At 41.0% G+C, this 17905-nt stretch carries 23 protein-coding genes; 1 reads left to right on the top strand and 22 read right to left on the bottom strand.

All coding sequences use genetic code 11. The annotated features are described in order from the left end of the window. Window positions 1-17: 17 nt before the first annotated feature. The 21 genes from B7721_RS02660 to B7721_RS02570 all read right to left on the bottom strand — a co-directional run bounded on the left by B7721_RS02660 (window position 18) and on the right by B7721_RS02570 (window position 16209). Window positions 18-764, bottom strand: coding sequence for a hypothetical protein (locus B7721_RS02660; protein WP_084877367.1), 747 nt, complete (start codon window positions 762-764; stop codon window positions 18-20). 27 nt (window positions 765-791) lie between these two features. Then, a complete protein-coding gene (locus tag B7721_RS02655) occupies window positions 792-1016 on the bottom strand; it encodes a hypothetical protein (protein WP_000340303.1) in 225 nt (74 codons plus the stop codon). Window positions 1017-1088: 72 nt separating this feature from the next. Further along, window positions 1089-1595, bottom strand: a complete 507-nt coding sequence (locus B7721_RS02650) for a hypothetical protein (protein ID WP_061587161.1) — start codon at window positions 1593-1595, stop codon at window positions 1089-1091. A gap of 62 nt (window positions 1596-1657) precedes the next feature. Next, entirely contained in the window at window positions 1658-5365 is a 3708-nt protein-coding gene (locus B7721_RS02645) for an SspB-related isopeptide-forming adhesin (protein ID WP_084877365.1), read from the bottom strand. A gap of 26 nt (window positions 5366-5391) precedes the next feature. After that, complete coding sequence (locus B7721_RS02640) at window positions 5392-6204, bottom strand: LPXTG cell wall anchor domain-containing protein (protein ID WP_084877364.1); 813 nt, start codon at window positions 6202-6204, stop codon at window positions 5392-5394. Window positions 6205-6222: 18 nt separating this feature from the next. Continuing rightward, a complete protein-coding gene (locus tag B7721_RS02635) occupies window positions 6223-6525 on the bottom strand; it encodes a hypothetical protein (RefSeq protein ID WP_000128978.1) in 303 nt (100 codons plus the stop codon). Between the two features lie 295 nt (window positions 6526-6820). Then, complete coding sequence (locus B7721_RS02630; protein ID WP_049490067.1) at window positions 6821-7030, bottom strand: helix-turn-helix transcriptional regulator; 210 nt, start codon at window positions 7028-7030, stop codon at window positions 6821-6823. A gap of 2 nt (window positions 7031-7032) precedes the next feature. After that, window positions 7033-7182, bottom strand: coding sequence for a hypothetical protein (locus B7721_RS10195; RefSeq protein WP_164497071.1), 150 nt, complete (start codon window positions 7180-7182; stop codon window positions 7033-7035). 23 nt (window positions 7183-7205) lie between these two features. Beyond that, entirely contained in the window at window positions 7206-7472 is a 267-nt protein-coding gene (locus tag B7721_RS02625) for a hypothetical protein (protein WP_033681019.1), read from the bottom strand. A gap of 4 nt (window positions 7473-7476) precedes the next feature. Beyond that, a complete protein-coding gene (locus tag B7721_RS10190) occupies window positions 7477-7644 on the bottom strand; it encodes a hypothetical protein (RefSeq protein ID WP_000910110.1) in 168 nt (55 codons plus the stop codon). Beyond that, on the bottom strand, window positions 7638-8762 hold the full coding sequence (locus B7721_RS02620) for a replication initiator protein A (RefSeq protein WP_084877362.1): 1125 nt from the start codon (window positions 8760-8762) through the stop codon (window positions 7638-7640). The genes B7721_RS10190 and B7721_RS02620 overlap by 7 nt, the downstream gene beginning before the upstream one ends. Then, window positions 8762-8944, bottom strand: coding sequence for a hypothetical protein (locus B7721_RS02615; RefSeq protein WP_009729741.1), 183 nt, complete (start codon window positions 8942-8944; stop codon window positions 8762-8764). Before B7721_RS02615 ends, B7721_RS02620 begins: the two co-directional genes overlap by 1 nt. Before the next feature lie 92 nt (window positions 8945-9036). After that, on the bottom strand, window positions 9037-9603 hold the full coding sequence (locus B7721_RS02610) for a helix-turn-helix transcriptional regulator (RefSeq protein WP_084877360.1): 567 nt from the start codon (window positions 9601-9603) through the stop codon (window positions 9037-9039). Continuing rightward, window positions 9596-9901: a hypothetical protein gene (locus B7721_RS02605; RefSeq protein WP_000467128.1), complete on the bottom strand. Its 306-nt coding sequence runs from the start codon at window positions 9899-9901 to the stop codon at window positions 9596-9598. Before B7721_RS02605 ends, B7721_RS02610 begins: the two co-directional genes overlap by 8 nt. A gap of 13 nt (window positions 9902-9914) precedes the next feature. After that, window positions 9915-10283, bottom strand: a complete 369-nt coding sequence (locus B7721_RS02600; protein WP_049490063.1) for a hypothetical protein — start codon at window positions 10281-10283, stop codon at window positions 9915-9917. Window positions 10284-10403: 120 nt separating this feature from the next. Then, window positions 10404-11078, bottom strand: coding sequence for a LiaF transmembrane domain-containing protein (locus tag B7721_RS02595; RefSeq protein ID WP_009729740.1), 675 nt, complete (start codon window positions 11076-11078; stop codon window positions 10404-10406). A 5-nt stretch (window positions 11079-11083) separates the two neighbouring features. Continuing rightward, the gene (locus tag B7721_RS02590; protein WP_000776577.1) at window positions 11084-11530 is read right to left on the bottom strand and encodes a LytTR family DNA-binding domain-containing protein; all 447 of its coding nucleotides are present in this window, start codon (window positions 11528-11530) and stop codon (window positions 11084-11086) included. A gap of 113 nt (window positions 11531-11643) precedes the next feature. Beyond that, window positions 11644-12147, bottom strand: a complete 504-nt coding sequence (locus tag B7721_RS02585) for a phosphatase PAP2 family protein (protein ID WP_084877359.1) — start codon at window positions 12145-12147, stop codon at window positions 11644-11646. A 97-nt stretch (window positions 12148-12244) separates the two neighbouring features. Beyond that, complete coding sequence (locus B7721_RS02580) at window positions 12245-14005, bottom strand: ABC transporter ATP-binding protein (RefSeq protein ID WP_084877357.1); 1761 nt, start codon at window positions 14003-14005, stop codon at window positions 12245-12247. Then, entirely contained in the window at window positions 13995-15764 is a 1770-nt protein-coding gene (locus tag B7721_RS02575; RefSeq protein ID WP_084877356.1) for an ABC transporter ATP-binding protein, read from the bottom strand. The genes B7721_RS02580 and B7721_RS02575 overlap by 11 nt, the downstream gene beginning before the upstream one ends. Next, window positions 15748-16209, bottom strand: coding sequence for a MarR family winged helix-turn-helix transcriptional regulator (locus B7721_RS02570; RefSeq protein ID WP_084877354.1), 462 nt, complete (start codon window positions 16207-16209; stop codon window positions 15748-15750). Before B7721_RS02570 ends, B7721_RS02575 begins: the two co-directional genes overlap by 17 nt. Window positions 16210-16401: 192 nt before the next feature. Between B7721_RS02570 and B7721_RS02565 the strand changes: the two genes are divergently transcribed. After that, the gene (locus B7721_RS02565; protein WP_084877353.1) at window positions 16402-17106 is read left to right on the top strand and encodes a CD20-like domain-containing protein; all 705 of its coding nucleotides are present in this window, start codon (window positions 16402-16404) and stop codon (window positions 17104-17106) included. A 49-nt stretch (window positions 17107-17155) separates the two neighbouring features. Here B7721_RS02565 and B7721_RS02560 read toward each other — a convergent pair whose 3' ends face one another. Then, window positions 17156-17872 (bottom strand): YebC/PmpR family DNA-binding transcriptional regulator, encoded by a 717-nt coding sequence (locus B7721_RS02560; RefSeq protein ID WP_084877351.1) that lies wholly within the window; start codon window positions 17870-17872, stop codon window positions 17156-17158. Window positions 17873-17905 lie beyond the last annotated feature (33 nt).

Raw genomic sequence — 17905 nt, 5'->3', positions numbered from 1 at the left:
TTTTAGCAAATTCCTTCCTAGTTCACCTGCATGATATTCTTAGCCATGCGTTGGCTACCAAATAGCATAATGATGTAAATGATTCCTTTTGCAATGGCTACGAGTGCAGTTATAAAAGCTCCAGTATTGCTAAGTGTCAATAAATCATTCGTGACAATAGCTGGATAAAGCATGGTCACAACCACTAAAATCAATCCCTGAAGGACAGCAGCAGCATAGAGCTTAAAGAAACCGAGGCAGATCGGGCGTAAGCTATCCACCATGTAACAAGCGACAATAATTTTAGCGATTCCCTTATACGTGTAAAGCGTAAAGGAACGTAACAGGATCAACAACTTAGTCGATATCTGACCGACAAAATCAACAACCGCATAAACAATTTTAAAGAATGATTTCTCAATCATACCCAAACCTTTAAAATCTGGTGGCTCAGAACTGAAAGGATCTGTAGCATTCTTGGCTACTAACTTAATGATAACATTGAACAACCATGACAAGGCATCAAAAATCGCATCCACATAGAGGATAAAAAAGAGTGCGATAGCATACTTGAGGATTTCTTCAATCCAAAGCTGAAATGACAGCTCTCCTCCATTGCTTTTAAGTTGTTGGTGCCAATTCATGAGGTTGATCCCCATAAAAAGGAGAAGGAGCAAAATTGCTACCTTCCCCATCGATCCTGAAACAGTTTCCATCAATTCATAGGCTGTCGCATTATAGTCTTTCAGACTCATGGTTAGTTGATCAAGTGTGGATTGGTCCATAAAACCACCTCCTCTTTCTTCTTCATCCTAACCAAGAGATTGAAGACCTGTTGCTAAAGCTGTAAAGAGTGCTTTTAGGACGGCGCCAAGAAGAGCGCCTAAAATCAAACTTTGGATCCCTTTATCCTTCTTGTCATCCAATTCACGTTTGATTCCTACTGCTAAGTCCCAGGCACCCCAAGCGGCCCAACCAATACCGATAATCCCACCGATATTCCCAATTTTGTTAATAAAATCTACAACTGCATCCATTATTTTTTTCTCACTTTCTTTTTATAAAAAGGTGCTAAAAAAATCCTTAGCACCTAAATTGTTTATTCAATACTATGTTTCATCCGTTGGACGAAAGGTTAGAGAGAGGGCTGTAATCACCGCTAAGACAACGATAATAGTCGTTTCCCACCAATAGTAGATGGGGACCTTTTGAGGAAAGAAAAAGTTAGTCATAAGCCAATCTAACTGCTTCTCTACATCTGCAGAGGGACCTGATTTTGTTATCCAAAAATATATTTCCCAAAAAGCAGCATAGCCTAGGACAACTACAATCTTAAATACTACCCAACCAATTGCTGTCGCAATCAAGCTCTTAATCAGATTAAAGATAAAGAGGAGAAACATGAGTGGAGTCGCAACCATCAAAACGGCAGCTCTCGCAATTACACTCGGTAGATTCTTTATTCCTGACCAGATGGCTTTTCCTAGCCAACTGAGGCCTTTTTTCCACTTCTTCTCTTCTTCAGGCTTAGTGACTTCTGATTTTTTTTGAGTTGGAGTGTAGTATCTATATCCACTTCTAGTCACATGTGCATCCATTTTCGTGTCCTTTCTCATCTCTCTTCCCCCTCTTTTTTTGGCTTCATTATACCATAGATGAGGGGGAATTTCTAGATGTTCTATTTTTTATGTTTACGAAGCCCTGCTCCTGCAAGACTCAACAATCCCAAAAACATTCCCCAAGTTGGAAGCATGCTTGCTGCAGTTCCAGTGTTTGGCAGCGATGCTTGTGGTTGTGGCTTGCCTGGTTCTTTAGGCTCTGGTTTTGGAGGTTCTGGCGTTGTGGTTGTCACTTTAGCCGTCATCTCTTGTAAATTAACTGTATTGATGAAGGTATTTTCAACCTTCCCAGCTGTAATGCGTTCGACTTCTAGATAGAAGTCTGCATCGAAGCTACCCTTGACTCCTAAAGAATTTAGGAAGTCCTGGTTGATAACGTAAGACCATTTGCCTGCTTTTTCGTCCCATTTGACGGTCACGATTTTCTTAAGGAAGTTAGGATCCGTATCCTGGTTCACTTCAAACAAGAAAGCATAAGCTGTACCTTTAGCAAGAAGGTCACCAGCTTTGACTACTTTACCATTCTTCAGGATGACATCATATGGCAAGATAAGGTCTTTAGTAGCTGTGTACTCTGTCCCCTTGAAAATCCCTGACCACTTACCTGTATATCGATCATGAACTACATCCAACTGGTCACTACCGTCATATTGGAAGAGGCTATCGTGCTTAGCAGGCACGGTTACGCCATCTAGTAGATAGCGAATATATTGGCCAATCTGTACTTCTTGGCCGTCCAAGACTTTTTTATTATCCTTTTGATCCAGGGCATGTTTCTCTGGATTCACATCAGGAACTGAGACAGTGACAAGGTTTGATTGATAAGCATTGCCAAAGTCAATTTGTTTAAAGTCATTCTCGACTTTCTCCCCTGCTTGAACCAGGAGCTTAGCTGGAAGATCAATCATCACGTTTTTATTTTGCTTCACGTAATTTTGGTAGAAACTCTTGGAATCTTTTGCTACCCAGAGATAGAATTCACCCAGCGGATTTAAGTTCAATTCCTTCAGGATTTTATTGATTGCATCTGTACGTCCTTTGTCTGAAAGCACGTGATACATATCAAAGAGATTTTTCACGTCTTGACCTGCTGCAGTCATCTTGATCTTGCTGTGGTCAACTGTGAAGGCTTTGTCTTGAACATCATCCAAGATTGCAAACTTCTTGCCAAGTGCTTGACTTGAAGCAAGAGTCTTAGTGTATGGACTATAATCAGTCACCAATCGGAAAGTCACGTTGCGATCAAATGTTGTCGCTGCGTTTATATTCTTACCAGAACGATCCAGAACAGCTTTGACTGGTTTAGGTGGCTTCGGTGTGTAGTTCGTAACAGTGTTTGAGAAAACTTCGTAGTTATTCACTAACACTTTATAAGTGTTGTCATAGAAGCCCTTATCATAGATTGGCTTCCAGGTAATAACTGGAGCTTCTAGGCGTTTCCCTTCGTAAGTTGCAGTAAAGGTGTAAGTATTCTTTCCTGTATCGTAAGCAACGCCCCATCCAGCTTTCTCTGCAGCTGCTTTTGTGATAGCCACATCAGGAACTGCTCCAGCTTCGAGTGGATCAATGATGGTAATCTTGTCCCCTTTTTTCAGGTTCGCATAGATATTGTCATGATTCAAGGTGTAGGTCTGAGTAGCATTTTTAACCACTGTTTGGCCATCTGTGTTAGTCTTGTCTGTATCTGCTACAGATTTGCTGACAACTGGCTTATACTGTAACTTGTAGCCGTGATAGCTTGCAGACAATTTCTGATTTTTAGTTTCAGAAAGAGTTTTAAGACCAAGAGCAGGTTTGGCTGGATTTTTCGCATTGACCAGGTTAGCACTGATTGAATCAGGTTTGACAGGTTTCACAGTTGTTTTTGTGATAGTTGCAGTAGCTGGAACTTCAACAACTGGAGTTACAACCTTCGTATTCAAAGCGAACCAATAGGTTTGGCCATTTGGACTTTCTGGTCCATCCCATTGAATAAATTCGGTTGTGAAGGCTGTCCCTTCCTTAAAGACACCAAGAGCAGCACCCTTGTATTGGTAAGGTGAGTCAGATGTATCCCAAAGATGCCCTACATCTTCTTGGCGGTTGTACTCTTCAGCGTAAACATAACCGTAATCTTTGTTTTCTGTAACAGTGGATCCGTTAATTTCAACATGAGTTCCGTTAATGGCTTTCGCACCTTCCCAACCAATACGATTGTGATTGAGTGAGGAATAGGTTAGGGTTGCAGGAGTCTTTTCACTTGCTTGGAAGGCTACTTCTTTCCCATCCACATTGTAGTAGTAGGTATCCGTAACCAAGAAATTCATGTAGTCTGCTGCTCCACCAGCTCCATCATTACGAGCTACTACGAATCCTTCTGTTGGATCATTCAAGACATAGACATCATTCAATCCTGTCTTCCCTTGATTAAGAATCTCGAATTTTCGATGGATACGAGAAATATCATGCTTTTTACCATCTGCAGTTGAAACAGTCAAGCCTTTCAGATTAGTGTAGTCAACTTCTGTTTTCCATCCAGTGCCAACATCCTTGTATTTCAAGACTTTAGTCGAGTCAAGAACACGAGTATAGCCTGACGTTCCATTTGAGGAAGCGATGTAATCTTTAGTGGTTACCTGCGCTCCTGGAGCAGAGGACTCTACTGTTGCTTCAGGATTTGCTGTCGCAACGCTAAGGGCTTGCAAGACTACTTCTTTAGTGTAGCCTTCCGTGCTTGTCTTAGCTCGAAGCTCATCGTACTTCTTCTGCCATTCAGCTTGAGCCTGCTTAGCTTTGTCATAAGCTTCTTGGTTTTGTTTCCCAATTTGCTTAGCTTCATCAGCTGAAGAAATTTCTTGGGTTTTAGAATTGAGAAGTACACCAGTGTTTTTCAATTCAGCCAACTTACGATCAGCATCCTGATTGACTTTTTGACTAGCAGTTTGGCTTTCTGAGTAGGCATCAAGAAGAGCCTTGTTGAGCTCAACTTTTCCTTTTGCGGTCGCAATAGCTTGTTCATTTTGCTTTTGTAGCGCTTCTACTTCTGCGACTGAAGAGACTGTACGTGTCACTACATTAACTGTTACGTCCTGTTTCTTCAACTCTGTAGCAGCGGTTTCTACAGCCTGATTCAAAATCGTAGCTTGTTTGACAGTAGCATCATACTTAGATTTTTCACCCAGGTATTTTGTTACTGCTTGTTGGTTATCTGACAAGACCTGTTTAGCTGTTTGAGTAGCTTTCTTGTTTTGGTCTGCTGTCCCATCTGCGGCAGTCGAACTGTCATTGGTCACTGAGACAGTTGTTTCCCCTCCATGCTTGGCTTTTTCATCAGCTACAAATTTATTGTTAGCGTGAATAGCTTCCTGTGCTTCCTTGAAAGCTTCGTTGTTTTGAACTTGTTTTGTAGTTGTAGCTTCAAGTTCCTGAACTTGTTTATCCTGATCTTGTTTAATCTCAGACTTAGACTGTTCAAGTTTTGGAGCAGTGGTATCTGTCCCCTTATCAACTGACTGAGTCTCAGAAACATTTACCCCTGCTGCTTTTGCTTTTTCAGCAGCCTTTGAGACTACTGTATTATCAATTGCTACAGGCTGGCTTCCTGTTGCTTTACCAGCTTGTGTAGCATACATGTTATTGTCGTTTTTGCTTTCAGGTTGTACTGCTTCATCCGCAAATGCTGAACCTGCAGAGAAGGATACAAAACCTGCGATTGCAATAGCTGACGCTAAACCTTTAGCCCATTTTTTCTTACGGAAATATCCGTGTCCTTTTGTTTTTTCTGTCATTTAATTGTTTCCCTTTCCATTTCACCTTAAAACATTTTCTTCTTGTAGACATAGCTGACTGCTGTCAACAACATGGCTCCAATAGCACCCAGAATACTTTCTGCAGTCCCAGTGTTTGGAAGTGTTTTGAGTTTGCCTTCTGAATCAGTAACAGAGATAGTCTTATCTTCGTTAACTGTTCCACCAACTTCTTCTGGAGCCACTACAGAACCATCTGAAAGGACTACGTTTCCGTTTTGGGTGCTAACAATAGACGCACCTGTATTTGTTTCAACGGGCTCTTTAGTTACATCATGGACAACCTGTCCAGTTGATGTAGATGTTGTCCCAATTTGTGACTTTCCTTGCTGATTCGCTTGATCAGTAGTTTTTGGCTTTTCATCTGGAACACCATCTAAGCTACCTGCGTTATCTTTATCTTGCGCCTTATCTGAAGGCGCTGGTTTATCAGCTGGCACTCCGTCAAGACTTCCTGCGTTGTCTTTGTCTTGTGGTTTATCTGATGGTGTTGGAACACCATCGAGGCTACCTGCATTATCCTTATCCTGTGGCTTATCAGAAGGTGCTGGTTTATCAGTTGTCACTCCATCAAGACTTCCTGCGTTGTCTTTGTCTTGTACACTTGGCGTTGTTGGGTCAACTGGAGTAACTGAAGGCTCTGTTGGCTGAACTGCTGGAGCCTCTGTTGCTGTTGAAGCGCTAGGTGCTGTTGGAGTAACTACTTCTGTTGTTGGAGCTGAAGAATCAATTGGTGAAAGTTCGTCTGCTGATACATAACCAGCTTGTGCAAGTGCGATAGTTGAAAGTGCTAGTGTAGCTAATACTTTTTTCTTGTTCATTTTAATTTTTCCTTTTCTTTATTTATTTTTCGGGTTATAGCCTTTTCCAGTTAAACGAAGCTCCATTCCTGATGGTGTCTTAACTTTTCGAGCTATAACTTGAGCATCTCTCTTAATAGTGCGAATTTGATCATAAACCTTTTTATAAGGCAAATGAAATTCAACATCCCTTAAAAGACCGTCTACGTATCCTCTAGCCTGTTTGACTGCATAGTCTGGCTTCAGAATAAGGTCTGTGCCGTCCTCTAAGCGAGCTGTCGCACCTCCTTGTTTTCCTAAATTTTTTAAGTCCTTTAGGCGGACGGTTATTTCATCTGTCATAGATTTCTCCTTGAAGTTGAAAGGCGAAATAACGCCGTGCTGTGTAAAAACGTATTTTTACATCGGTATTTCATGCGCTGGGTTTATAGTCTAGGAACCCTTACTCCTTCAGCTTATGATCATTATCATGCTTTTTCGTTCAGTGGCTGGACTAGATATCCTTTTCTAGTTTGCTACTCGCCCCCGTTTCTTTTTTATCCATAGCCACGCTGCATCAGGGCAAGCCTTGTATTCAGTTTTCAAAGGTCTGTAGTTTAATGACTTCTCGGTCAATATAGATTTAACTTTACTAGGTTTAGTCCGATTCTGATCCTAACAGGTAGTCAATGGTTACACCAAAGTATTCTGCTACTTTTTTAGCATTTTCAAGACTTATCTGACTATATCCTGTTTCCCAGTTCGATATGGTGTTACGAAATACTCCTATCTGATCAGCCAAGGCTTGCTGAGACAGTCTAGACTGCTTTCGTAATTCTTTAATACGATTTTGTGTTTGTTTCCTCACATCTACTTGTCTCCTTCTTCATTTGGACTTGATAGTATTTCATCATCCAGCAAAGAAGCATTATCCACTTCCTTTATAACTTTGCCAATAGTACAACAAAAGAGCAATAATAAACCGATAACAAATATAATCATTAACCCTAGCTTAAACATTACTATTCTCCTGATATTGTTCCTTATTTTGTCCGATAAGTTATCTTCTTCACCCATCGAGGATTGATAGAAAACGGCGGAGTCGCTGATGGAAAATTCATACTCGCTCCTGTTCCAAATGAACTTGATACCAATTTTTCTAGTTCCTCTAAGTTGGAAGTGACGGAAATACTGTCTACCGTTTTATCAAAATACTCTACAATCATTTCAATCTCTTGAACTGGTTGAGAAGGTGTAGCCTTCACAGCTTGTAATCTGTTCATTCTCTCTTGGTTATTAAACAATCCCATGAAATCAATCCTCTTTCTGTTGCCATGATGAGAAAATTTGGCTGAGTTTCTCAGCTCTTTCTTTTTTCGGTAAATCAAAAACAGCTTTAGGAACCATGTAGATTTTCTCCTTCGGGCTACGACCTATCGTTAGCACTTTACCATCAATTGGTCTAAATTCATCTTTTAACATGTTTCAACTCCCTTAGACAATTCTGATAAATAGCTATTGAGTTTCGTCTCCGACAGTTTATCTGGATAATAATATGCAATCAGACTAGGGCACTCATCAGGGAATTTTCTAGCGTGCTCACTTTGTCCTGATAGCTCCAGGAAACCATGTTCTTTTTCGATAAGCAGTGCCATTTTCCAGAAGCGAATCATCATTTTGTAGAAGTACGCTGGAACATTCTGGATTGGTTTTCCTTCAGCCTCTCCTGTTTTAATTTTGAAAATTAATTTATCAAGCTCACGTTCAAGATCTCGCAGCCAAACCTCTCCATAAATTTCCTGATCAGCTAAGAGGTTGTTGTAATTCTTCTCAACTTGACGTTTTGATTGATAGATTTTATTTTCAAGAATTTTTGCATCTTTTCCAAACAAACTGAGTTTCTGAACTAGTTGAGGAGAAAGAAAACCATGTTGCCCCATTTTAAATGCTTCAGAGATTGATAAATCAGAAAGAGATGATTCGCTCTTGTATCGATTAGTATCGTAAAGAGTATCAATCTTACTCTTCTCTGTATTTATTCCGTCCGATTCGTGGACGTTTTGAAGTCCATTTTGCGGACGTCCGTTTTTGATACTTTCGCTATTACCAATGCTTTGGGGTACTTTTTCATATAGAACTTTACCAAAGGCATTAACCCTCTTCAGTAACTCACCATCAGCTGAATAGTGCTCCACTATTTCTAAATTAGCATCGACTAGCTGAAGATAAAGTCTATTCGGCTTATTGAGTCCCTGCCTAACTTCTCGTAAGAGACCATGTTCTTGTAGTTCTTTCTTGATCTTAGTAACCTTCATCTTTCCCTTATCCAATAGCAGCATCAGGTCAGAAACTGTAAAAATTAGAAAGACCGCTCCATTTTCATCAACGTAATCTCTATTTCCCTTCTGGAATGAACTGATACTTAATTTACAGCGATTATAAAGAGCGCCATAAGCTAACTTAGCATCAGATGAAAGACCCGTGTAAGAACTAGTCAATTTGACATAGCCGTTCTCATTGTGTTGAATACGGGTGAAAAAGATTTCTGGAATTTGATAAAAAGTTAGAGTGGCTAGTTGGTCAATCGTGATATCTGCCATTAGTAGCCTCCTACAACTTGTAATCTCAAGCCACCAGCTTCAGGAAAATAGACAAGATGAGTTTGTTCTAACTCTTCAATAGCTGCAATAGCACGGCTTTTAGTCCATCCCATTGTATTCATCAAATCTAAAATCATTACGTCTCTAGTCAATCTTGAGACCTTTGTTTGGTGTTGTTTCATAGGTAATCCTTTCTTGTCACAAACTAGTGTTAATTCACAGCTATATCATAATGTATAATGAGAAATTCTATTTTAAAGGGACAATCAATAAATTATCGAACTATTTCCTTTATCTGTTTGATAATATCTCTTTCCTTTTTATCAAGTTCTATGTATTCCTGTAGGAGTTTTGACTTTTTTTCACTGATAAAAGAAAGTTCTTTAACTAACTCTATCAATATTGTTGCGTTTGGTTTATTAGCCATAGAGTTCTCTTCATAACCGAGGAGATATGGGATAGATACTCCGAAATATTCTGATAGTAGTTGCGCATTTCTGGCATTAGGAATTCGACTTCCCTGATTATAATTTCCAACAGTAGAGTAACCTATTCCAGTTGCCTCACTTATCTCCTTCAGGGACATCCCCCTATCTCTAACAAGTGACTGGAATGGGGTCATCTTTTTGCTTCCGTCAGTACCAGAATTATCATCTAGTCCTAGTAAGTATGGGAGTGTTACTCCAAAATAGTTTGCGAGAATCTTAGCATTTTCTACAGTGAGATTCGTTTTCCCATTTTCGTATTTTCCGTACTGAGACTGGTTAGTATTCAAAACTTTTGCCAAGTCAGCTTGAGTCAGTCCTTTTTCTTTTCTTAGTTTTTTAAGTCTATTAGACATCCGGATTCCTCATTCTGTAGTATTTATTGAATAACCTCCAAGCTTTAAATGGGTTTTGTCTAGAATGATTTTCAAAAAATACGACATAATAACAACCTTTATTCAAGACTTTTTCAAAATCATTTTTCGATACAGATAAACCGAAATCTTCACGATCGCCAAGACCAAGTAAAAAATACTTTCCCCATCGTTTTTTTACTGGGACACTCCTAAACATCAGTTCATTAAGTTCTAGTGATTCTTTTGAATAATCAAAGCTATAAATATAGCATGCCACCAATACTTTCTTGCCAAACATTCCTTATTTCCTTTCACACATACCCCATCAATTCTGGATTAAACTCCAGAGTCAACCACAAGGCTTCATCCTGAGTCAATTGGCTAGTTTGTCCCCAAGTTCCATCTCTAGCTCTTCTGGAGTAAGGATAAGTGCCAAGCTCAATTCTAGGACATAATTCATGAATAACATCATCTTTCATAACTCTCCAGAGAAGACTAGAAGGTCTATAGTAATAGCCGTCCCCAAGCCAAACTCTATTGAGATCATCGTATACAGATACTTTTTCATCAGAATTTCCTTCAGGGATACAATCAACCATATTTTCATTCTTATCAAGATCTATTACATCGAAAATTTCTAACGAATCAATATCCATAACAATTTCAATATTATCTGACATTTTTTCTCCTTTCCTTAATTTTTGCAACGAAAAAAGAGAGCGATTTTCTCGCTCTCTCAGGTTATATGATATTTAATTTTTCACTTTCCCAAAACTCTAGACACTTAGCGGAGACTTTTTTTATTTAACATAAACAACTCCAAGTTTACCAAAAGCGACTTCCCCACGGATAATCAAGGTTTTGTTTGTTGGCGCTACAGGAGCATCTGCCTTAGCTGCACCAAAGGAGGTTTCTACTTTCAGATCGACACGCCAGTGTTGTGGAACATAGACAGTTGCATTCCCGAAGGCCACTTCAATATTTAAAGTTGCAAAATCACCTAGCATCTCTGCATTATCATAGTAGATTTTAGCATCCCCAAAAGCGACTTCCACTTGGTCATCTACGAGATCTTGATCTTGCTTATAGAAGGTCCCGCTACCAAAAGCGACTTCCTTATCCGTGACGACTGTTTTTTTCCCATTGTACCACCATTTTTTTTCATTCCAGAACTTACTTGAATGCGTCAGATAACCAACACCTAGCACTGCTAAGATGCTAGCCCAAAACAAAGACTGGTTTGGAATAGGAAAAATGTTATAAAAATGATTCGCAATCATTAAGGCTACTAGAGCGGTAAAAACTGCTGATGTTAGATGACGACGAAGCAAAGCTTCAACTGATTGGTAAGCAAAAAAGGCGATACCAATCAAAGGCCATATCTTGCCATCCAAAGAAGGAATTCCAAAATTCCCTTGCAGCAAGATCCAAGCCGCTAAAACCAATAAAACAATACCAAATGCTTTCTTTTTCATGTTTTTTACCTCATGTTTCTTAGATTTTCTTTTAGGAGGGATTGGTAATGCCGCGAGACATGAACCTCCTTGTGCGTCTGATAAAAGGAAATGGTGCCCGTTCCTGAAAAGGACTTGTCCACTGAGTAAATCTGACGGATGTTTGCGATCGTTGACTTGGACACTCGACTAAAATAGCGAGGCAGGATGGACTCCAACTCATAGAGCTTGAGACGTACTTCATAGGCTTCCTTCTGGTTATGAGCGTAAATCTTGCTCCCTTCTGTTTCAAAGAAGAGAATTTCTGACAGGTCTAGATAATATTCACCTGTCCCCTTGTAAAAAGTCAACCTCGGAGCCTTTGACTCTTGCAAGAGTCGTTGCAAATCTGCAATTTCATCTGTCAAAGTGGGGGTCTTGATGACAATTTCAGTCTCCTCTAAATTGTCGTCAATCTCAATTCGTAACTTCATCACATCTCCTTTCTGACTCTACTATATCAAAGCTAAGATAGGAATACAAGGGCAAAAAAGCAAGTGGTCTATATGAAGCAGTAAGTGGTTGTAGGACCAGCCTAACTTACATATCAGAATAGGAAGAAAAGGAACCCCCACAACAGACCGCAAATATAGCCAACCAAGACGTCCTTTGGATAATGCACACCACCTAAAACCCTCACCAAGCCCAGCAAAGCTGAAAAGAGCAGGCATGCTAAGCCAACAGGTAGACTAGCATGCAGACTGGCCATGGAGATGATGGTTGCCGAAAAGACATGGCGACTGGGCATCGACTGTCCCGAACTATCCTTGTCAAGCAGAGGACTGATGTCCCAAGTTTCATAAGGTCGTGGGTGGTTGATTTTCTTACGAAAAAGAGACAAAATCACAAAACCTGATGCAGGGATAAGCACATAAACCCCAACTTGCTGACCCAATCCTAGTTGCAGGTAAGTGGTGACTAGCAAGATCAGATAGACCAAGGGCATGGCGACTGTCATCAAGCGATTAAAACTGCGTAACAGAAATAGAAGGGTGGGATGGCTGGTGAGCCTGGAACTGATATTTCGATACCATTCTTGATAATTTTTCATTTATGCTTCTCATTCATTACCTTGTTTTCGTCTACAGGTGAGACGTTTGTCTTCTAGTATAGTGCAGAAAAAGAAGGCCGTCAAGCCTTCTTTTGATTTATTCTTCTGCTTCGTCTTCTGTAAATTGACTATTGTACAGGTCAGCGTAGAAGCCACCTTGCGCCATCAACTCCTCATGGTTGCCTTGTTCGATGATATTGCCATCTTTCATGACAAGAATCAAGTCGGCATTACGAATCGTTGACAAGCGGTGGGCAATGACAAAGGAAGTTCGACCCTCCATCAAACGGTCCATGGCTTTTTGAATCAACTCCTCTGTACGTGTGTCGACTGAAGATGTCGCTTCATCCAAAATCAAGAGTGGTGCATCTTTGAGAAGGGCACGAGCAATGGTCAAGAGCTGTTTTTGTCCAACAGACAAGGTCACGGTGTCATCCAAAACAGTATCGTAGCCATCTGGCAAGGTCATGATAAAGTGGTGGATTCCCACAGCCTTGCTGGCTTCCATCATTCGTTCATCACTGATGTCTGTTTGATTATAGATGAGATTATCTCGAATGGTTCCTTCAAAAAGCCATGTGTCCTGCAAGACCATTGAGAAGGCATCGTGTACTTCTGAGCGCTTCATATCCTTGGTATCCACACCATCGATACAGATACTTCCCTTATCTAGCTCATAGAACTTCATCAAAAGATTGACAATGGTTGTCTTACCAGCCCCAGTCGGTCCAACGATTGCGACCTTTTGACCTGCATGAGCTATCGCAGAAAAATCATGGATGATGGTGCGCTCTGGTGTATAGCCAAAGGACACATGATCAAAGACTACTTCCCCTTTCATATGGGCCAATTGTCTCTCCTTATGAGATTCATCCTGCATCTCTGCTTCAGCTAGAAATTCTAATACACGTGTCATGGCTGCACTCGCTTGTTGCAAGCTCGTAATCCCTTGGGCAATCTGTGACAGAGGTTGGGAGAAGGTCCGTACGTAAACCATAAAGGCTACAATAATCCCTATTGTGATATGCCCTTCTAACGCCAGCGCAGCTCCAACGATGATGACTAATACATAACTAAAGTTCCCAATAAAAATCATGGCTGGCATCATGATACCAGAGATAAATTGAGATTTCCAGATACTGTCATGCAAGTCTTGGTTTAAACCAGCAAATCTCGCTTTGGAGGTGTCCACTGCGTTGTAGCTGGTCACTACATTATGGCCAGAGTACATCTCCTCCACATAACCATTGACGGCTGCTAGATTATTTTGTTGGGCTTTAAAATAACCCTGTGACTTGGCCATGATTACGGAAACCGCCGCAAAACCAACAAGGGTTGATACAACGGTTACCAATGCCAAAATCCAGTTCATCCCAAACATGGTCACCAAGACAGCAATCAACAAGAAACTAGCTGAAAGAACTGTCCCTAGACTTTGGTTGAGAGATTGCGCTGCTGTATCCACATCATTGGTCACGCGCGAAAGGGTATCTCCTTGTGAATGACGGTCAAAATAGCCAAGTGGCAAACGATTGATTTTTTCAGCGATTGCTGTCCGCAAGCGTTTTGAAAAATGCTGAATGCTCGTTGAAAAGATATAGGCCTGTGTATAATTAAGGATAGCTCCAAATACATAGAGAATCACTAAAAAGCTAGCAATGTTTGACACAGCTACCAAGTCGATTTCTGTAGCCAAGCCATCTGAAATCAAGTTAGTAATTTCTTTAATCTTAGTTGGACCATAAACGGTAATGATGCTTGAAATGACCGCAGCCACAACTGCTATTAGGAGAGGGAGTTGGAGGCCTGCCATATAAGGTTTGCACTGTTTCCAGACCGAAACTTTTTTATTTTCCATGTTCCAATTCCTCCTTCGATAGTTGTGAGTAGGCAATTTCTTGGTAGACTTCGTTGGTTGCAAGAAGTTCCTTGTGGGTGCCTTGTCCCACGACTTTACCTTGATCCAAAACTAAGATCAGGTCGGCGTCCATAATGGTAGAAATCCGTTGCACTACGATGAACTTGGTCATGGATTTTGTTTTCTCAGCTAGCTCTTGACGAAGGACACGATCTGTCTTGTAGTCCAAGGCTGAGAAAGAGTCATCAAAGATGAGAATCTCTGGTTTACGAGCCAAGGCACGCGCAATGGCCAAACGCTGTCTTTGACCTCCTGAGAAGTTGGTTCCACCTTGGGCTACTTCTGATGCAAGACCTGCTTCCTTGTCCTCGATAAATGCTTTAGACTGGGCCAATTCAAGAGCTTGCCACATAGCAGCCTCGCTTAGAGGAGTTTCTTTGCTCTTACCAAAGTCCAAGTTCCCCTTGACATCTCCAGAGAAGAGGACTGCTTTTTGAGGGATATAGCCGACCTTATTGCGCAAATCTTCCAAATCGTAATCTTGCACATTAACTCCGTCCACTAGGATTTGTCCATCTGAAACGTCGTAAAAACGTGGCAAGAGGTTGACTAGGGTGGACTTACCTGATCCAGTCGATCCGATGAAGGCTACGGTTTGACCCGCTTCTGCTTTGAAAGTGACATGTTCCACGACTGCTTCTGAGTTTTTAGAGTAGCGGAAAGTCACATCACGGAATTCCACTTGTCCTTGAACTGAAGGATCCGCTGTCTGTGCATGACAAGGATTTTCAATAGAAGAATGCAGATCCAATACTTGATTGATACGTCCTGCCGAAACCAAGGTACGAGGAAGAACGATAAAGAGTGCTCCCATGAGAAGGAAGCCCATCACGACCTGCATAGCATAGGACATGAAGACCACCATATCACTAAAGAGTGGTAGACGTTCTGCCAAACTTGCATCGTTGATGATATAGGCACCAATCCAGTAAATGGCTAAACTCAATCCGCTCGAAATTGCCATCATGATCGGGTTCATAATCGCCATCAATCGATTGACAAAGAGATTGAGACGTGTTACCTCGTCGTTGGCAACTTCAAATTTCTTATCTTGGTAATCTTCCGCATTGTATGCACGAACAACTCGAATCCCCGTCAAACTTTCACGAGTGATACTATTGAGTTTATCTGTCAATTTTTGGATGACCGATTGTTTTGGAAAGGCCAGAGTCATGAGAACGGTGGTCATCAAGACGTTGACAATAACAGCCACAATGACTGCCCAGAGCCAGTATTCCGATTTCCCAAGGATTTTTCCAATGGCCCAGATAGCCATAATCGGCCCACGAGTCACTACCTGTAATCCCATGGTAAAGAGCATCTGTACCTGGGTAATATCATTGGTCGTCCGAGTCAAGAGACTTGGGATTGAAAAGCGCTTGATCTCTGTCTGCGAAAAATCTAAAACACGATGAAATACGTCTCTACGTAGATGGGTTGTATAGGAGGCTGCAACGCGAGCGGCAAAGAAACCAACCATAACAGATGAAAAGAAAGCCAATAAAGACAAACCAATCATCTTCGCAGCTGGTGACCAAAGTTCACCCAACTGCGTTCCAGATGTTCCTAGCAATTCTGTAATTTGCGAAATATAGGTCGGCACCTCTAACTCGAGATAGACCGAGAAACAAGTGAAAAGAATCGTAAGGGCGATCATTCCCCACTCTTTTCCTGTAATACGTTTAGCGAGTTTCTTCATTCTCTCCTCCTATCTTCTCAACATTTTCTTGCAATTGCCCGAGTACCTTTTCAAAGATTGCTAAGTCTGACTTTGAAACCCCCTCTAGCAAACTCTGATCAATCCGATCAAAAAAAGCTTTAACTTTTTGCATCTGCGAACGCGATTTCTCCGTCAGGCGAACAAATTTTGCCCGCTTATCGCTCGGGCTCGCCTCTAGCTCAACCAAACCATTTTGCACCATGCGCTTGACTAGATTACTCGCCACAGATTTAGTAATATTGAGTTCCTGCTCGATATCCTTAATCAAGATCAGTTCCTCTTTTTGTTCACAATGATCTAAAAAACGCAGAACCTGCCCTTGCGGTCCACCCATAAATTCAATGCCACATCGCTTGGCTTCTTTCTGTACCATCAGATGAACCTGGTGTCCAAAACGTTTGAACATTAACATCGGCTTGTCCATGATTGCTCCTTTCTTACGATAAATATAGTTCTCACAAGAACTATATAAGTTTCCATGAGAACTATTTTATCATTTTCAGAAATGATGTCAAGAAAAAAGTTTCCTAGAGAACTATTTTAGTTTAAATTGACATTAGGCAATATTTTTTCTATAATAAGCACTAACTACTGTGGATAGAAATCCATTCACTCGATGAAGGGAGAAAACGTTCAAATGAAACCAGAAGAACAACGAGTTTTAGGAATCTTGGCAACCATTTTTGGAGCCATCGCACTTTTAGGATCTTGGATTCCATTTATTAACTATCTATCGTTTTTCATCGCCATTGTCGCATTTATCTTGGGGATTATCGGCCTTATCGTCAACCTCAAAAAACGAAAAACAATGGCCATTATTGGAACAGCTCTGTCAATTGCTTCTATTGTACTTTTCTTTACGACCCAGGTACTGTACGCTAATGTCTACAAAGAGTTTGTCAGGGAGTTTAACCGTTCCTACAGCGAGGCGAGTGCCTCAATGGAACGCGAAGAAGAAAGCGACTTGACAGATGATAGCGCCTATTCCATCCCTGAGGAGGAAGAAAACGATACCTTCACCTGGACCCAAAAAGAGTTTGACGCCTTAATCGAAGGTGACCTTGACAACAAAGGAAAAGGTGGTACCAACTACAAGGATATTATCAAAAAACACGGACTACCAGACTCCGAGTTTGACTCCACTATCGGAGGGTACGATACGAGAAAAATCACCTATATCTCCATTGGAGACAAGATCAAGACCGTTACCTTAACTTTTGCAAAACAGGACAATGGACAGCTCTTGCTCGTTCAAAAACATGCAGTCGGTCTAGGTCTAGAAAAAAGCAAGAAACAAAACGATTCTGAAACTAGAGTCTAAGTTCAAATATCAAAAAAACGAACAGCTAGTAAAACTGTTCGTTTTTCTATTAGAATCCATCTACGTTTGTGTAGATCTTTTGTACGTCTTCGTCGTCCTCAAGAACGCTGTAAAGTTTTTCAAAGGTTTCAAGGTCTTCGCCTGACAATTCCACTTCAGACTGAGGAATCATTTCCAATTCAGTCACTTGGAATTCGTCGACACCTGACTCACGAAGGGCAACGATAGCCTTGTGAAGGTCTGTTGGAGCTGTGTAAACCGTGATTGTTCCTTCTTCTGCTTCTACATCGTCCACATCCACATCTGCTTCGAGCAATTGCTCAAAGACTGCATCAGCGTCCTCACCTGCAAATACGATCACACCCTTGTTATCAAAGAGGTATGAAACCGAACCTGAAGCACCCATGTTTCCGCCGTTTTTACCAAAAGCAGCACGGACATTAGCAGCGGTACGGTTGACGTTTGAAGTCAAGGTATCCACAATCAACATAGAACCATTTGGTCCAAATCCTTCGTAACGTCCTTCTGTAAAGGTTTCGTCTGTGTTTCCTTTGGCTTTATCAATCGCTTTATCGATAACGTGTTTCGGCACTTGGGCTTGTTTAGCACGGTCGATAACGAATTTCAAAGCAGTGTTTGATTCTGGGTCTGGATCACCTTTTTTAGCTGCTACATAGATTTCTACACCAAATTTTGCATATACTTTAGAGTTAGCTCCATCTTTAGCCGTTTTCTTGGCTACGATATTGGCCCATTTACGTCCCATTAGGAATCTCCTTTTTTCACATTTTAATCTTTC

This window comes from Streptococcus oralis subsp. oralis, from assembly GCF_002096445.1.
In the GTDB taxonomy this organism is placed as follows: Bacteria; Bacillota; Bacilli; order Lactobacillales; family Streptococcaceae; genus Streptococcus; species Streptococcus oralis_N.
Note: the sequence above shows the minus strand (reverse complement) of the source record. Positions and strands in the feature narration are given on the sequence as shown.

Coding starts and splice junctions, on each gene's coding strand:
- B7721_RS02660 (WP_084877367.1), bottom strand. CDS start 764: ATGGACCAATCCACACTTGATCAACTAACCATGAGTCTGAAAGACTAT.
- B7721_RS02655 (WP_000340303.1), bottom strand. CDS start 1,016: ATGGATGCAGTTGTAGATTTTATTAACAAAATTGGGAATATCGGTGGG.
- B7721_RS02650 (WP_061587161.1), bottom strand. CDS start 1,595: ATGAGAAAGGACACGAAAATGGATGCACATGTGACTAGAAGTGGATAT.
- B7721_RS02645 (WP_084877365.1), bottom strand. CDS start 5,365: ATGACAGAAAAAACAAAAGGACACGGATATTTCCGTAAGAAAAAATGG.
- B7721_RS02640 (WP_084877364.1), bottom strand. CDS start 6,204: ATGAACAAGAAAAAAGTATTAGCTACACTAGCACTTTCAACTATCGCA.
- B7721_RS02635 (WP_000128978.1), bottom strand. CDS start 6,525: ATGACAGATGAAATAACCGTCCGCCTAAAGGACTTAAAAAATTTAGGA.
- B7721_RS10195 (WP_164497071.1), bottom strand. CDS start 7,182: ATGTTTAAGCTAGGGTTAATGATTATATTTGTTATCGGTTTATTATTG.
- B7721_RS02625 (WP_033681019.1), bottom strand. CDS start 7,472: ATGGGATTGTTTAATAACCAAGAGAGAATGAACAGATTACAAGCTGTG.
- B7721_RS10190 (WP_000910110.1), bottom strand. CDS start 7,644: ATGTTAAAAGATGAATTTAGACCAATTGATGGTAAAGTGCTAACGATA.
- B7721_RS02620 (WP_084877362.1), bottom strand. CDS start 8,762: ATGGCAGATATCACGATTGACCAACTAGCCACTCTAACTTTTTATCAA.
- B7721_RS02615 (WP_009729741.1), bottom strand. CDS start 8,944: ATGAAACAACACCAAACAAAGGTCTCAAGATTGACTAGAGACGTAATG.
- B7721_RS02610 (WP_084877360.1), bottom strand. CDS start 9,603: ATGTCTAATAGACTTAAAAAACTAAGAAAAGAAAAAGGACTGACTCAA.
- B7721_RS02605 (WP_000467128.1), bottom strand. CDS start 9,901: ATGTTTGGCAAGAAAGTATTGGTGGCATGCTATATTTATAGCTTTGAT.
- B7721_RS02600 (WP_049490063.1), bottom strand. CDS start 10,283: ATGTCAGATAATATTGAAATTGTTATGGATATTGATTCGTTAGAAATT.
- B7721_RS02595 (WP_009729740.1), bottom strand. CDS start 11,078: ATGAAAAAGAAAGCATTTGGTATTGTTTTATTGGTTTTAGCGGCTTGG.
- B7721_RS02590 (WP_000776577.1), bottom strand. CDS start 11,530: ATGAAGTTACGAATTGAGATTGACGACAATTTAGAGGAGACTGAAATT.
- B7721_RS02585 (WP_084877359.1), bottom strand. CDS start 12,147: ATGAAAAATTATCAAGAATGGTATCGAAATATCAGTTCCAGGCTCACC.
- B7721_RS02580 (WP_084877357.1), bottom strand. CDS start 14,005: ATGGAAAATAAAAAAGTTTCGGTCTGGAAACAGTGCAAACCTTATATG.
- B7721_RS02575 (WP_084877356.1), bottom strand. CDS start 15,764: ATGAAGAAACTCGCTAAACGTATTACAGGAAAAGAGTGGGGAATGATC.
- B7721_RS02570 (WP_084877354.1), bottom strand. CDS start 16,209: ATGGACAAGCCGATGTTAATGTTCAAACGTTTTGGACACCAGGTTCAT.
- B7721_RS02565 (WP_084877353.1), top strand. CDS start 16,402: ATGAAGGGAGAAAACGTTCAAATGAAACCAGAAGAACAACGAGTTTTA.
- B7721_RS02560 (WP_084877351.1), bottom strand. CDS start 17,872: ATGGGACGTAAATGGGCCAATATCGTAGCCAAGAAAACGGCTAAAGAT.